This window comes from Streptomyces griseorubiginosus (genome assembly GCF_036345115.1).
GTDB classification, from domain to species: Bacteria; Actinomycetota; Actinomycetes; order Streptomycetales; family Streptomycetaceae; genus Streptomyces; species Streptomyces griseorubiginosus_C.
Genome location: NZ_CP107766.1, coordinates 4,220,247 through 4,234,047 on the forward strand (window position 1 = coordinate 4,220,247; position 13,801 = coordinate 4,234,047).

Sequence of the window (13,801 nt, forward strand, 5' to 3'; positions counted from 1 at the left end):
GAAGAGTTCGACCTGCTCACCACCTGGATCGACAACCACCAGGCCCAATTGCGGGCCCGCGCTTCGGGGGGTGAGTGATGTCGGACCGGATGCGGTTCATCCTCGACGGCGACGACCGGCTGTCCCGGGTTCTCAACCGGGCCGGGGACAGCTCGGAGCGCCTGTACCGGCGCCTGGCCGACAGCAGCCGGCGCGGCTCGGCGGCCGTGCGCTCGATGGCCGACGACACTGGCACCCGCCTGCGCTCGCTCCAGTCCCGGTTCTCTACGACCGGGGACTCCGCGGACTCCATGGGCAGCCGGGTCATGGCGGCCGCCCGCCGCCTGCTGAGTGTCAGCGACGCCAGCAACCAGGCGCAGCAGGGCGTTGCCCGGTTCACTACGGACGCCAACGGCCGACTGCGCGATCTGCGCGGCCGGTTCGTCTCCGCGGCCGATGCGCAGCGCCTCCTGGCCGACGGCGTGCCCGACCTCGACGGCCGCCTGGGCGCCCTGGCGCGGTCCGCCAGTTCGGCCGGCGAGGCGGGCATGGGGCTGTCGGGCGCCCTCAAGGGCGTGGCCGTCGTCGCGGGTGTGTCGCTGCTTCCGGCCCTCGGCGCGGTCGTGCCGATGCTGGCAGGCGGGGCGCTGGCCGCGGTCACCCTCAAGCTCGGCTTCAACGGCGTGGGCGACGCCATGGAGGCGGCGGGCAAGGGCAAGAAGGAGTACGCCGAGGCCCTGAAGAAGCTGTCCCCGGAGGCGCGTTCCTTCACCAAGGAACTCGTCGGGATGAAGAAGGAGTTCTCCGGGGTCGGCAAGGACGTCCAGAAGGCGATGCTGCCCGGGTTCACCCGTGCGCTGAAGGACGCCGCGCCGACGGTCAAGATCCTCGGCAAGTACGCGACCGACATGGGCAAGGGCTTCGGTGACGCTGCCCGCGGTGTCGGCCGCCTGCTGAAGGACTCCGGCTTCCAGAAGGATCTTCAGACCAACCTCAAGCTGGGCACCGGGTTCGTCCGCGACATGACGTCGTCGATGGGCCCGTTCACGCGCAGCCTGCTCGACTTCGGCGCCGCCTCCGGGCCGACCCTGAAGTCGTTCTCGACCGGCATCGGCGGCCTGCTCTCCAAGGGCCTGCCCTCCATGTTCGACGGGCTGAAGGTCGGCATCCCCGGTGCCGCAAAGATGCTCGACGGACTGTTCTCCGCGGTCAACAGCGTGGTCGGCGGCATCGGCCGCCTAGCTGGCCAGGCGGGGCGCGTCCTGGGTCCGCTGTTCGGCGAGACGTTCAAGGTCGGCGGGGACATCGCGGCCGGCGCCATGGACACCCTGGCGGGCGCTCTGGACAAGCTGGAGCCGCTGTTCACGGACATCACGTTCGGACTGAAGACCGTGCGGGACGTGGGCTCCCTGATCGGCCCCACCCTCAAGGACACCGCCGTCGGGATCGCCGGCGCCTTCCTGCCCATCGGTGACTCCGTGAACAACGCGGTCGGCCCGCTGGAGCGCCTCAACCAGTGGGTTGCCGAGAACAAGGTGCAGGTCCTGGAGGGGGCCCGCATCTTCGGCGTCGCGATGATCGACATCACCAACGCGGCGATCGCCGCAGCCCCCACGGTCATCGGCGCCATGAAGGTAGTGGCGACCGGTGTGCTGACCGCGTTCGACGGGATCATCTCTGGGGCGGCCCACGCCTTCGGCTGGATCCCCGGTATCGGCGACAAGCTGAAGACCGCGAACCGGAAGTTCGACGAGTTCAAGGGCACCTTCCTCACCGGCCTGGACAAGGCGCAGACGAAGGCCAGCGAGTTCGCAGCGCAGGCGGCGCCAAAGCTGGCCGCGGGCAAGCTGAAGCTGGACATCAACAACTGGCAGTCCCAGATCGAAGCCGCCAAGGCCAAGCTGAAGACGGTGCCGCCGGGCAAGCAGGCCGCGCTCAAGGCGACGATCGCCGACCTCGAGGCGAAGGTCCGCAGGGCAAAGGGGCAGCTGGCGTCCGTCACCGACAAGACCGTGCACATCACGTCGGTGTTCACCACGGTCGGCTCCAAGTCGGCGGTGGCGCCTTCGCACCGCAACTACGCGACCGGTGGCACGCCGGCCAAGGGCGAGTTGGCCATGGTCGGCGAGGAGGGGCCCGAGCTGGTGGTGTTCGGGCAGGACGCCCGGGTCTTCACCGCGAACGAGACGAAGGGCATCCTGCACGGCTCGGTCGGCGCCCGCACCATCGGCGCCGGGAAAGCAGCCGCTCAGGGCCTGATCACCGGCATGACCGCGTCGACCGGATCAGTGGGCGCGGCCGCACGGTTGATGTCGGCCGCGATCACCGCCGGGATCCGCGCGGAGATGCAAATCGCCTCACCGTCGAAGAAGACGAAGGCGCTCGCCGCGGACATCGGCAAGGGCCTGATCGTGGGCCTGACCGGCACCCAAGCCAAGATCAAGTCGGTGTCCGCGGACCTGGTAAAGGACATCAAGACCGCGTTCTCCGGCCGCAAGGAATCCGGCCTGGTCCGCTACGTCGACCAGCAGACGAGCAAGTTGATGGCGGCGGCGAAGAAGCGCGACGCGATCGCCGCGAAGATCGCCGAGGCGAAGAAGTACGCCTCCGACCTCACGAGTTCCGCGCGGCAGGGGGCGGGCCTGTCCAGCCTCGGACTGGAGGAAGGCGGCATCAACGCCGGCACCATCAAGGCCGGGCTCGCCGGGAAGCTCGCGCAGGTCAAACAGTTCACCGACTACATCAGCATCCTCGCCAAGCGGGGCCTGTCGAAGGGACTGCTGCGGCAGATCCTCAACATGGGCCCCGAGACGGGCTACGCCTACGCCTCGGCGCTGGTCGGTGCGGACAAGGCCACCTTCAAGTCCATCAACTCGATCCAGTCGCAGCTGGACGCGTCGACCGCGACCCTCGGCCGGGTCGGTGCGGACAAGCTGTACGACTCCGGGAAGAACGCGACGAAGGGCTTCCTCGCCGGTCTGACCTCCCAGGAGAAGCAGCTCGAAGCGACCATGGTGAAGATCGCCAAGAGCATGCAGAAGGCCCTGAGGAAGGCCCTCGGGATCAAGTCCCCGGCGCGGGCGATGATCCCCGACGGAATCAACACCGCGCGCGGTGTCGCGGTCGGTGTCCTCGCTGGTCTGCCGCACGTGGACCGGGCCATGCAGGCGGTGGCCGGCCGGATGGCCGGGCAGGCGGTCGGCGCCCCGGTGGTCGGGCGGCCCGCGGCCGTCGGCAGCGGGGGCGTGGTCTACCAGGTGCAGGTCGACGTGCACGACGCGATGGATCCGGTGGCGGTGGGCCTGGAGTTCCAGCGCGTCCTGGTCCAGCTCGGCCGTCACCAGGGAGCAACCGTCGTCCTGTCTCCAGGGAGGTGACCTCATGCCGCTGATCGTCGAGATGGGGTGGGGCGGCCTTGTGCAGGCCCCCGACACCATCACGTGGACCGACATCAGTACCTACGTCGACGTGTCCAAGCGGGGGGTGACGATCACCAGGGGCGCCTCCGACGAACTGTCGGAGACGCAGCCCGGGCAGGCCAGCCTCCTGCTCGACAACCAGGACGGCCGCTTCACCGCGGGCAACGCGTTGTCGCCGTACTACCCGTATGTGCGGCGCAACGCCCCGATCCGGATCGCGGTCGCGGTCATGCCCACCCAGTCCGGTTCGGCGCCCTACCCGCTGGCCATGCTGGGCGACGACTTCGACGACGGCCGGATCAACGCCACACTGTGGTCGGGCAACTTCGGCACCGTCTCCGAGGTCGGCGGCCGGGCCCGCATCAACGCCGCAGCGGGCGTCTCCAGCGGCTTCCAGTCAGCCCGCACGTGGAAGCTCCAGGGCAGCCAGACCATGGTGCGTCTGGCGACGGTCCCCGCTGGCGGGACGAACGCCCGCACCTCGTTCATGGTCAACGCGGTGACGTCCGGGACCAGGATCGGCTTCGAGTACAACGCCACCACCGGGAAGCTGTCGTGCAAGAGCGACGTCGGGTTCGCCGACGGGGCCGCGGTCGCCCTGACCTACAGCCCCATCAGCCACGCGTGGCTGCGAATCCGCGAGGCCTCGGGCACCGTGTACTGGGAGACCAGCGGGGACGGTTTCGGCTGGACCGTGCGCCGCTCGCTGGCCACCCCGGCCTGGGTGGTCGCCGACCAGGTCAACCTCAGCATCGCGGCCACCCGCGACGCAGGCACCACGGACTTCGCCGAGTACGACCTGGTTGGCGCAGAGGTGCGGCCCCGCTTCTGGGGCATGGTCAACGAGTTCCCGGTGGGTTTCGAGGGCCTGGCCTCCACCGTCATGATCACGGCGACGGACCTGTTCAAACGGCTCAACCGGCGCCCCGCCCTGCGCTCCATGCTCGGTGAGGAGATCCTCACCCTGACGCCGATGGTGTACTACCCGCTGTCCGAGGACAGCGCCTCCGCCACGGCCGGCGACGTCGGCGGCAACGGCGCCCCGAGCCTGGCCATCACCCAGGCTGGCGCTGGCGGCACCCTCACCCTGGGCAGCGCCGACGGCCCCACCGAGACCGGCGAGCAGGTACCCGTCTTCACGCCCTCGACGTCGACCGCGGGCAAGTGGCTGATGGCCGACCTCGGCCCGCAGTTCGAGGACACCACCGTCAACTACCTCTGCTTCGAGGCCTTCTTCAAGACGACCACGACTGGCCGGGCCATCATGGGCGTGCACTCCACCGACCTCGTCAGCCAGCACGTGCTGTCGGTCGCCGCGGGCGGCACCCTTCAGATCGAGTGGTCCTCCGACGGCAGCCCGCTCACGGTCGAGGCGGTCACCAGCCCGGCCACCCTCGCCGACGGAAACTGGCACCACGTCGTCTACGACCAGCGCGAAGGGAAGGTGTGGATCGACGGCACCCTCACCGACTCCGCCCTTGCTGTGCCCAGGGGGTTCTACGAGAGGGTCCTGCACGTGGGCGGCTACCGCGGCACCCGCCTGTGGAACGGCTCGATCGGCCACGCCGTCGTCTACGCCACGGACACCTACTCGGTGGGCCCGCTGATCACCGGCCACTACAGCGCGGGCATGACCGGCTTCGCTGGCGAGGACGCCGATGTGCGCATCGAGCGGCTGGCTTCCTACGCACAGGTCGCCTCGGTGACGATCTGGGGCTCCACCTTCGACCCGATCGCCTCGCAGGGGCCGGGCGGCTCGGCGGTCGTGGCCCGCATGCGGGAGGTCGAATCCACCGAGTCCGCCCGCCTGTTCGCCGAACGCGACTACTACGGGCTGGCCTTCCAGTCCCGCGACCTGCGGTACAACCCCAACCCGGCCTCCGAGGTCTTCACGATCGCCTACGCAGACCTGGAGACCAACAGCGTCGAACTCGCCGACGACGACCAGAAGCTGGTCAACTCGATCGAAGCGAGCAGGCCGGGCGGCGCCACCCAGAAGGTCACCGCCCCCTCGAGCATCCTGGCTTTCGGGATCTACGACCCCGGCGCCATCTCCATTCTCAAGACCAGCGACAACTCGGTCCTGGACGCCGCGTACTGGCGGGTCTCCCGCTACGCCAACCCGGCGCCCGAGCTGCGCGAGGTGCCAGTCGAGGCGTACACGATGTCGACCTACCTCGACATCCTCGACGCCGACATCAGCTCCTACTTCTCCGTCACGACCATGCCCGCCCAGGCGCCCGCCTCCTCGATGCGGGTCACGGTCGAGGGCTACACCGAGACGATCAAAGAGAAGTCCCACCTGATCCAGTTCCACACCAGCGCCACGAACAACGACAGCGTCTGGGTGCTGGACGACCCGACCTACTCCGTCCTCGACTCCACCACCCGCCTCGCCTACTAGGAGCCCCGCATGCCGACCGCCGTGGTGCGCGCCGAGACGTTCTACAAGCCGCCCGCACCGATGCCCGCCGACGCCTGGGCAGACGTGCCGGCCGCCGAGCTGGTGTGGCGCTGGTACGAGACCCGCATGGGCCGCCGCATCACCCCGCCCGAAGGCACCGTCGCGGACTCGGCGTTCGCCCGCATCAACCAGAACCGGTGGGTCGCCGACTGCACCAGCTGCGGCTCAGCCCAGGTCGTCTCCCCGACCGACCCCCGCTACGCGTGCACGGAATGCAACTGGGGCTGGTACCCGCTGACCTTCCCCGAGGACCCGGCCGCCGTCGAGGCCAGCCTGATGGGGCTCAAGCCCGGCCTGCGGAACTGGTGGAACGACGCGGACCCGAACAACCCGGTCAACCAACTCTCTGCACCGGCAGGTGAAACAGCATGACGTTCACCCCGCGCACCTGGGTCGTCGGCGAGGTGGTCTCCGCCGCGCTCATGAACCAGGAGATCCGCGACCAGTTCAACTCCATGTTCAGCGCCTGGACCGCGTACACACCGACGTGGACGGCGTCGACGACGAACCCCGTCCTCAACGACGGCACCCTGACCGGCCGCTACATGAAGATCGGCCGCACCGTCATCGGCGAGACGACCCTGACCGCCGGGTCCTCCACCACCTTCGGCTCCGGCGCCTGGAGCTTCAGCCTCCCGGCCGCCGCCGCGGCAGCCGGGTTCTCCGGCCTGGGCTCGGCGCGCATGGTCTCGACCGACACCTGGCACGGCCAGGTCTCCATCAACAGCGGGGCCTCCACCTTCCAGGTCACCTTCCCCACCTCCTCGACCAACACCCGCTCCGCCAACGCGAGCCAGGGCACACCAGCCACCCTCGCCTCCGGCAACACCATCAGAGCCTGGTTCTGCTACGAGTCCGCCTCCTGACCCCGCCCCACCACCCCACGCCCCGCGCCACCACGCCGGGGCGTTTCTCATGTCTGGAGACCGCATGGCCACACCGCCCAGCGCGTCCACGTTCGCAGCGCTGCTGCGGGCGGAGGGCGTGACCGTCGTCGAGGTCGGCGACTGGGAGACGCACAACCGCAACACGAAGGGCCCGTGGGGCCCGGTGCACGGCGTGATGATCCACCACACCGTCACCAAGGGCACCGCCGCCACCGTCAAGATCTGCCGCGACGGCCGCTCCGACCTGCCCGGCCCGCTGTGCCACGGCGTCATCGCCAAAGACGGCACCGTGCACCTCGTCGGCTACGGCCGCGCCAACCACGCCGGCCTCGGCGACCCTGACGTCCTGGCCGCGGTCATCGCCGAGCGGAAGGCGCCGACCGACAACGAGGCCACCGTCGACGGCAACCGCCACTTCTACGGCTTCGAGTGCGAGAACCTCGGCGACGGCGAAGACCCGTGGCCGGCCAAGCAGATCGACGCCATCATCCGCGTGAGCACGGCCCTGGTCCGCCAACACGGCTGGGACGCCCTGTCCGTCATCGGGCACCTGGAGTGGCAGCCCGGCAAGGTCGACCCGCGAGGCTTCACCATGGACTGGCTGCGCGGCAAGGTCGTCGAGCGGCTCGCCGCGGGCAAGCCCACCACCACGCTGCCCGCCCCGGCCCGGCCGGTCGTCGACCTGTCCAAGCTGGTCGCCGCAGCCCGCTCGAACCCCAAGGCGGCCGGCACCCCGGTCACCTACGCCGGCGTGAAGACCGTCGAAGCCGCCCTCGTCGACGCGGGCTACCTCGCCAAGGCGTACAGCGACGGGCACTTCGGCACCGTCACCGTGCAGGCCTACGCCAAGTGGCAGCGCCACCTGGGCTATTCAGGGACCGCCGCCGACGGCATCCCCGGCCGCGCCTCCCTCACCGCGCTCGGCAAGGAGCACGGCTTCACCGTCTCCGCCTGATCTGGAAGGAACGATCCCTCATGAAGATCTCCAGCATCGCCAAGTCCCTCGTGGCCGGGCTCGCTGCCGGCGCGACCGCCGCGGTGACCGCCGTGCAGGACCAGGTCCTCACCACCGGGGAGGGCGTCACCATCGTGCTCGCCATGCTCGGTGCCTGGGGCATCACCTGGGCCGTGCCCAACCGGCCGAAGACCGACGCCTGATGTGGGCCGCGGCGGCGCGGTGGTCGTTCTCCCACCGCCGCGCCTTCCTCATCACCGTCGGCGCCGGCTGGGCGCTGTACGGCGGCCTCGGCATCATCGGCAACCCGAGGTATGGGACCGCCCGCGGCCTGGCCGACGTCACCCGCTACGTGCCTATGGACGTGCTGGGCTGGATGTGGGTGGCCTGCGGTGCGGTCGCCGCGCTCGCCGGGCTGCTGGTCAACTGCCCGCGGGTGCAGGCCCTGGGCTACACGCTGCTCGCCGTCCCGGCCGGGCTGTGGTCGGGGGCGTTCGCGGCGTCGGCGGCGACGTCGTACCCGGAGGCGGTCGGATCGGCGTGCGGGTGGGGGGCGTTCACGATCGGCGTGGTGCTCGTCTCGGGCATGGACGACCCGCCTCCGCCGTACCTGAGAAAGGACAGACGCTGATGGATGTGGGGGCGCTGGTCGGCGGAGCCGTCGCACTGCTCGTGGGTCTGCTGTCGTGGGGGCAGTCGCGCGCGACGAACCGGCGCTCCGACTTCATGGCCATCACGGAGCGGCTCGACAAGGAGGTCAAGGAGGAACGGACGCAGCGCAAGCTGCTGACGCGCGCGTACCTCGACCTGTGGGGCTGGGCCCGACGGGTCGGCCCCGACACGCCGGCCGGGCCCGCACCCGAGCCGCCTGCCGAACTCGACCTCACACCATGGCGCCCATGACCGCGGCCCCGCTCTCCTTCGGGAGGGCGGGGCCGCTTTCGTCATGTCCGGGGTCAGTGCAGGGCCTCAATCGCCCGAAGGATCAGGCCGCGCGCCTCCGCCCCGTACACCGCGTCAGCGCGAAGCTGCTCGAAGGCCCGCAGATACAGGGCGATCTCGGACGGCTGGGTGATCCTCACCCGGGCCGAGACGAGCTCTACGGAGACGAGGCGGTCGTCGTAGACGTGGAACGTCTCGCGCGGCCACTGGGTCCGCTCGCGCGCGGCCATGGGGATGATGCCGAGGGAGACCTGCGGCAGGGCGCCCGCAGCGAGCAGATAGCCGAGCTGTGCAGCCATGTCCTCCGCCCCGCAGATCTGGTGCCGTAGCGCGTCCTCCTCGACGACGAACACGAACCGGTGCCCTGGCTCGTGGATGACTCGGGAGCGGTCCACGCGCGCCCGGGCGGCCTCGGCGCTGTCGTCGAGCTGCACGTCGCGGAAGCGAGCACTGATCCCGAGGATGCCCGCCGCGTAGCCCTCGGTCTGGAGGAGGCCGGGCACGAGCGTGGAGGAGTAGACCCGGAACAGCTCGGTGTCCTGGAACAGCCGGGGCTCGCTGTCCTGGAGTGCCTTGAGGCCGGCGCGTACCTGCGTGCGCCACTCGGTGTACATGGACTCGGCGTGCAGCGACTGGGCGATCAGGTTCTCGGCCTGGTCGACGGCGTTGCATGCCCGGCACCACAGTCGGATGTCCGTGGCGGTGGGCGCCGTGCGTGCGTTCTCGATCCGTGAGGTCTTGGCGTGGTGCCAGTTGCAGCGGCTGGCCAGCTCAGCGACCGTCAGCCCGGCGCTCTTGCGCAGGTCGCGCAGTCGCTGGGCGACTACCTCGCGCGCGGCCTGAGCGGACGAGGAGGGAGAGAGGGGCATGAGCTGGCCTGCCGGTGCTCGCTGGGTCAGTGGATCTCGTACTGGTCGTGGGGGATCGCGCGCGTCCACACCGCTTCGAAGGCCTCGGCGCACAACTTGGCGACAGCCGGATTCTCGGAGACCTCGCCGCCGGCAGACGCGCCGTCGCCGGTGAAGTGGTTCCAGTAGACCGTCTGATCGTCGAACAGCCAGAAGTCGTTCCCCGGCAGCGCGAGCTCGGAAGCCCGACGGCGGGGCAGCCACGAAACCTGCTCGCCCGCGGCGACGTTGGTGAAGGTGAAGCTGTGCAGGAACCGGGTGTACTCGCTGACCGGCTCCGAGACGATGCGGGCCCGCCGCATCGTCGCGCCCCGCGCCGTCGTCTCCTCGACGAGGCTGAGCCACGGCCGCCACCACGAGGCCCGGTCCGCCTCGTCGTGCCGGAAGCCGCGCCGCCAGTCGGCGAATGGCCCGGATTCGTAGTCGACGGCGTAGCTGTCGCGCATCTCCAGGTGGACGGCGGACCGCGTGGCGCCGGCCAGAAGGTCAGTGAACGCGGGCGGCGGCACGTTCGACGGCATCGCAGGCCTCCCTGATCATCGGCACCATCCTGGCGGGGACACGGACCACGGCCTCGTTCTCGGGAATGCCCACGGCGTGGCCCGGCACCTCGAACGCGGCGCACTCTGCTTCGAGTTCGGGGCCGGGCTTCCACCCCTGGAAGACGAGTTCGTGTTTCTCCTGGTCAACCCACACTGTCGGTGACTCGTGGTCTCCGGTGTGCGGGTCGATGCCGATGAACAGTAGCGACATGGCTGCCTCCGCCGGTCGTTTGTGCAGGACTGTGCGACACCGTCGCCCCGCTGGGTGCCACCGTCAAGAGGGCGTGATGCGCCACCAGCCCAAGACATGAGCTTGCGTGCACACATCTGCACAACGCTGGAGGTGCTGCACATCGCGCTCCTAGCGTCGGGAGACACAACGAATCCCGGCGGCCGCGCGAACGGCCCCGGGCGTGGACGACTGCTTGGAGTCGACATGCCGCACGCTACAGCTTTGGACCTCGGTACGGCAGGGGCGGCCTCCCCGCCCCCCAACACGAGTGCGATGCGGGCGAGTACGCGCCTCGTCCTCGCCGAGGAGGAGCCCGAGAAGCTCTTCGAGGGTGCCGAGTTGGAGAAGCTCCAGGACACCTTCCGTGAGCACCTCCAGGCGCTCATCCCCGCCGTCCGCGCCCGCGCCTACGTACTGCCGCAGAGGTCCGCCGACCGCACCCGCGCATTGGCCGGTGTCGCCGAGGCGAAGAACCGGCTGCGTCTGGGGAACGGCGACACCGACCGTGTCCGCGGCGCGGTGGCCGTTCGCTTGGCCTGGTCGGTGAAGACGCTGTGCGGGCACTACGAGCGGCTGGCACCGCGGTGACGGCCGCGTCCGCCGAGAAGCGGAAGGCGCAGGCCCTCAGGTCGGCGGCCCGCGCCGCTGGCTACTGCGGGCTCGTTCACCCTGAGAGCGGGGCGTCCTGCACCAGGCCGCCGCACGCCGACCGCGAGCACGTGGACTACTACAACGGGCGGCCGAGCTTCGCCTCGGTCAGCGGTACCCGGTGGACCGAGTAGCCACCTGATCGCCCGCCCGTCCCCGCTCCCCAGGCGTTTCAGGGGCGGGTGGGCTCCAGGCCCCGACCGGATGCCGACCCGGTCGGGGCCGTCGTGTGCGCGGCAAAACGGGGTCACCTTAGATTCGAAGGCGCGGGCGAGCGCCTGCCAGTAGACACGGAAACGTGCAGGTCAGAGCCTCCTTTGGAGGTACTCCGAGGGCGCTCAGCTCAAGATCCTTTTAGAGGTGGCATAGAGCAAGGTTGGGGTTGCCCGTACCAGTCCCGCCGCTGATGAGGAAGGACAGCCGCGCGTCGAGCAGCGCCCGCAGCACCCGGTCCCCGCCCGGCGGCACCGTGCCGGCCGCGACCAGCTCGTCCAGCGTGAACGCGCGCGGCCGGACCACCCGAAGCGACAGACAGGTGCTGCCGACGGCCACCGGGGGCAGCACCGCGTGCAGCCGGGTCCCGTCGGGCAGCCTGGCGTCCACCCAGGGCCGGGCGTCGTCGAGGCGCCGCCCGGCCACCGCGGCCAGCCGCTGTGCGAGTCGTCGTACGGCGGCCGCGTCCGGGAAGGTGATGGCGGTCAGTTCGAGTCCGCCGCCCCGGTCCACCCACACCCGGTCCGGAGCGGACACCAGGACGTCGGTCACCGACGGGTCCGCGAGCAACGGCTCCAGGGGGCCGCTGCCGACCAGCTCGGACCTCAACCGCTCGGCCGCGACCAGCACTTCGGCATCGCCCAGTACCCGCCCCTGCTCCCGCAGCGCCTGCGCCACCCGCGCGGGCGTCGGCTCGGCCCCGCTCTCAGCCAGCCACTGCCGCACCCCGTCCAGCAGCCCGACGGCCCCGACAGCCTCACCGACCCCAAGAGTTCCAACAGCCTCGCCAGATCCGCCAGATCCGACAGATCCGACAGCAACCTCACGCGAGCGCGAGCGCGAGCGCGAACGCGAGCCCGACCGAGACCGAAGCCGAGCCTGAGCCTGAGATCCCGCCCCAGCCCGCCCCGCCCCGCCGCCGGACGGTCCATCCCCCCACGCCCCCTCGAAGACCCCGCTCACGCGACCCCCGCCTCCGCCAGCGCCCGCTCCCAGAACTCCTTGCAGAACCGCGCGAGCGGCCCCCGTGCCGCCGCGCCCGGTGGCGCCTCACCTCCGTGCGGCCGTTGCAGCGACGACTCCACCGGCACCTCGCCCACCAGGGGCAGACCCAGCAGCCGGGCCACCTCGCGGTCGTCGAGGCCGGGGGCGTAGGGACCGCGTACCGCCACCCTCAGGTCGCGCAGGACCATGCCCACGGCGGCGGCCACGCGGCCGGCCGCGGCGAGGGCGCGCAGTTCGGCGGGGACCACGAGGATCCCGAGGTCGAGCTGGGCGAGGGCCTCGGCCACGCCGTCGTCGAGACGGCGGGGCAGGTCGACGACGACCGTGCCGCCCCGGCGCCGGGCCGCGGCGAGCACCGCCCGGACGGCCGGGGCCGGGACGGCGATGCGGTCGCCGCGGTCCCAGCTCAGCACCCGCAGCGAGTGCAGCCGGGGCAGCGACTCCTCCAGGGCGCCGCCCCCGACCCGCCCGCGCGAGGCGGCGAACGCGGGCCAGCGCAGCCCCTCGGTGCTCTCGCCGCCGAGGAGTACGTCGAGTCCGCCGCCCAGTGGATCCGCGTCCACGAGGAGGGTGCGCAGGCCTTCACGCGCGGAGGTGACGGCGAGGGCGCACGCGAGCGTGGAGGCGCCCGCTCCGCCCCGGCCGCCGATGACGCCGATGGTGAGGGCGGGCCGGCCGACGCCCTCGGCGACGTCGGCGATGCGGTCGACCAGCCACTGCTCGCCGTCCGGCAGCATCAGGACGTGGTCGGCGCCGATCTCGACGGCCCGTTTCCACACCCCGGAGTCGTCCTGGTCCCGGCCCACGAGCACCACTCCGCGCCGGCGCGCGGCTCCGCGCACGCGCCGTGCGGCGTCGTCGCCGACCAGGACCAGCGGGGCGGCCTCCCAGCTGCCTCTGCGCTCCGGCAGCCCGTGGTGCACCTCTGGTTTCGCCCCGGCCGCCGCGCACAGGCGCAGCAGGTCGTCGAGCAGGTCCTCGTCCTCCGTGACGATCAACGGCTGCCCCTGCCGCCCTCCGGCGGCGGGCGGCGGATCGTGTGTGACGGCTGCGGCCACGTCCTCATCCCCCTTCGCTGCGACGCCCGAAGGCCCCCGAAACGGCCGGCGCGTCGCCTCTCTCACGCGACCCCTTCGGCCCCGCGATTCCCAGACATGTGAAGAACCGGCAAGCGGCCTCCATATGAGCGGCCGATACGAACCGGCCAAACACACCCGACTAACCGGAACCGGCCATGAAGTCGGCCCGAGCGGGATGCGTGGGAATCACGGTGCAGCGATCCCGGAAATCGTGTGGATCTTGGTCGATAACTGTGGACAACTCAGCGGTTGTGAATATCGCCGTCACCCATACCGGTGAGCCTCGTGGTACCCCTGTGCGACCTCCGCAGAGCAGCACGGCCGCTACGTACAGTGACGGATCATGGGCATGGGAAAGAGGCGGCCGATACCGCCTCGCAGCGGCCGCAGACCGCGATCAGAAGAGAGAAAATGCCCCCGGACATGCGACGACCCCCACCGGGGGGGAGAGTGGGGGTCGTCTCCACGGCCGACTCGGGGGGGGAGGAGCCGGGCCGGGTTAGCACGGTCGCGAACGATCCGTGACTT

General features: G+C 70.8%; 13 protein-coding genes and 1 pseudogene. 9 read left to right on the forward strand and 5 right to left on the reverse strand.

All coding sequences use genetic code 11. The annotated features are described in order from the left end of the window. Positions 1 to 77: 77 nt before the first annotated feature. The 8 genes from OHN19_RS19040 to OHN19_RS19075 all read left to right on the forward strand — a co-directional run bounded on the left by OHN19_RS19040 (position 78) and on the right by OHN19_RS19075 (position 8,607). A complete protein-coding gene (locus OHN19_RS19040) occupies positions 78 to 3,356 on the forward strand; it encodes a hypothetical protein (RefSeq protein WP_330265332.1) in 3,279 nt (1,092 codons plus the stop codon). Between the two features lie 4 nt (positions 3,357 to 3,360). Then, the gene (locus OHN19_RS19045) at positions 3,361 to 5,802 is read left to right on the forward strand and encodes a LamG-like jellyroll fold domain-containing protein (RefSeq protein WP_330265333.1); all 2,442 of its coding nucleotides are present in this window, start codon (positions 3,361 to 3,363) and stop codon (positions 5,800 to 5,802) included. 9 nt (positions 5,803 to 5,811) lie between these two features. Further along, positions 5,812 to 6,234, forward strand: coding sequence for a hypothetical protein (locus OHN19_RS19050; RefSeq protein WP_330265334.1), 423 nt, complete (start codon positions 5,812 to 5,814; stop codon positions 6,232 to 6,234). Beyond that, the gene (locus tag OHN19_RS19055; RefSeq protein ID WP_330265335.1) at positions 6,231 to 6,728 is read left to right on the forward strand and encodes a hypothetical protein; all 498 of its coding nucleotides are present in this window, start codon (positions 6,231 to 6,233) and stop codon (positions 6,726 to 6,728) included. The genes OHN19_RS19050 and OHN19_RS19055 overlap by 4 nt, the downstream gene beginning before the upstream one ends. 64 nt (positions 6,729 to 6,792) lie before the next feature. Then, positions 6,793 to 7,704, forward strand: coding sequence for an N-acetylmuramoyl-L-alanine amidase (locus OHN19_RS19060; protein ID WP_330265336.1), 912 nt, complete (start codon positions 6,793 to 6,795; stop codon positions 7,702 to 7,704). Positions 7,705 to 7,724: 20 nt separating this feature from the next. Then, positions 7,725 to 7,907 (forward strand): hypothetical protein, encoded by a 183-nt coding sequence (locus OHN19_RS19065; protein WP_330265337.1) that lies wholly within the window; start codon positions 7,725 to 7,727, stop codon positions 7,905 to 7,907. Beyond that, positions 7,907 to 8,335, forward strand: coding sequence for a hypothetical protein (locus OHN19_RS19070; protein ID WP_330265338.1), 429 nt, complete (start codon positions 7,907 to 7,909; stop codon positions 8,333 to 8,335). The genes OHN19_RS19065 and OHN19_RS19070 overlap by 1 nt, the downstream gene beginning before the upstream one ends. After that, positions 8,335 to 8,607: a hypothetical protein gene (locus OHN19_RS19075; RefSeq protein WP_330265339.1), complete on the forward strand. Its 273-nt coding sequence runs from the start codon at positions 8,335 to 8,337 to the stop codon at positions 8,605 to 8,607. The genes OHN19_RS19070 and OHN19_RS19075 overlap by 1 nt, the downstream gene beginning before the upstream one ends. A 53-nt stretch (positions 8,608 to 8,660) precedes the next feature. Here the strand turns inward: OHN19_RS19075 and OHN19_RS19080 are convergent, their stop codons facing one another. The 3 genes from OHN19_RS19080 to OHN19_RS19090 are packed head-to-tail and all read right to left on the reverse strand — an operon-like array spanning position 8,661 to position 10,307. Next, entirely contained in the window at positions 8,661 to 9,515 is an 855-nt protein-coding gene (locus OHN19_RS19080) for a helix-turn-helix transcriptional regulator (RefSeq protein WP_330265340.1), read from the reverse strand. A 26-nt stretch (positions 9,516 to 9,541) separates the two neighbouring features. Continuing rightward, positions 9,542 to 10,075 carry a DUF6879 family protein gene (locus tag OHN19_RS19085; protein ID WP_330265341.1) on the reverse strand — a complete coding sequence of 178 codons (534 nt, stop codon included), beginning with the start codon at positions 10,073 to 10,075 and terminating at the stop codon, positions 9,542 to 9,544. Beyond that, complete coding sequence (locus OHN19_RS19090) at positions 10,041 to 10,307, reverse strand: hypothetical protein (RefSeq protein WP_330265342.1); 267 nt, start codon at positions 10,305 to 10,307, stop codon at positions 10,041 to 10,043. Before OHN19_RS19090 ends, OHN19_RS19085 begins: the two co-directional genes overlap by 35 nt. 294 nt (positions 10,308 to 10,601) lie before the next feature. Between OHN19_RS19090 and OHN19_RS19095 the strand changes: the two genes are divergently transcribed. Then, positions 10,602 to 10,916, forward strand: a complete 315-nt coding sequence (locus tag OHN19_RS19095) for a DUF6415 family natural product biosynthesis protein (RefSeq protein WP_330265343.1) — start codon at positions 10,602 to 10,604, stop codon at positions 10,914 to 10,916. A 432-nt stretch (positions 10,917 to 11,348) separates the two neighbouring features. Here OHN19_RS19095 and OHN19_RS19100 read toward each other — a convergent pair. Then, positions 11,349 to 11,927 (reverse strand): annotated as a pseudogene (locus tag OHN19_RS19100) (ATPase, T2SS/T4P/T4SS family); the annotation flags it as partial. 221 nt (positions 11,928 to 12,148) lie between these two features. Then, positions 12,149 to 13,252: a septum site-determining protein Ssd gene (gene ssd, locus OHN19_RS19105; RefSeq protein ID WP_330265345.1), complete on the reverse strand. Its 1,104-nt coding sequence runs from the start codon at positions 13,250 to 13,252 to the stop codon at positions 12,149 to 12,151. Positions 13,253 to 13,801 lie beyond the last annotated feature (549 nt).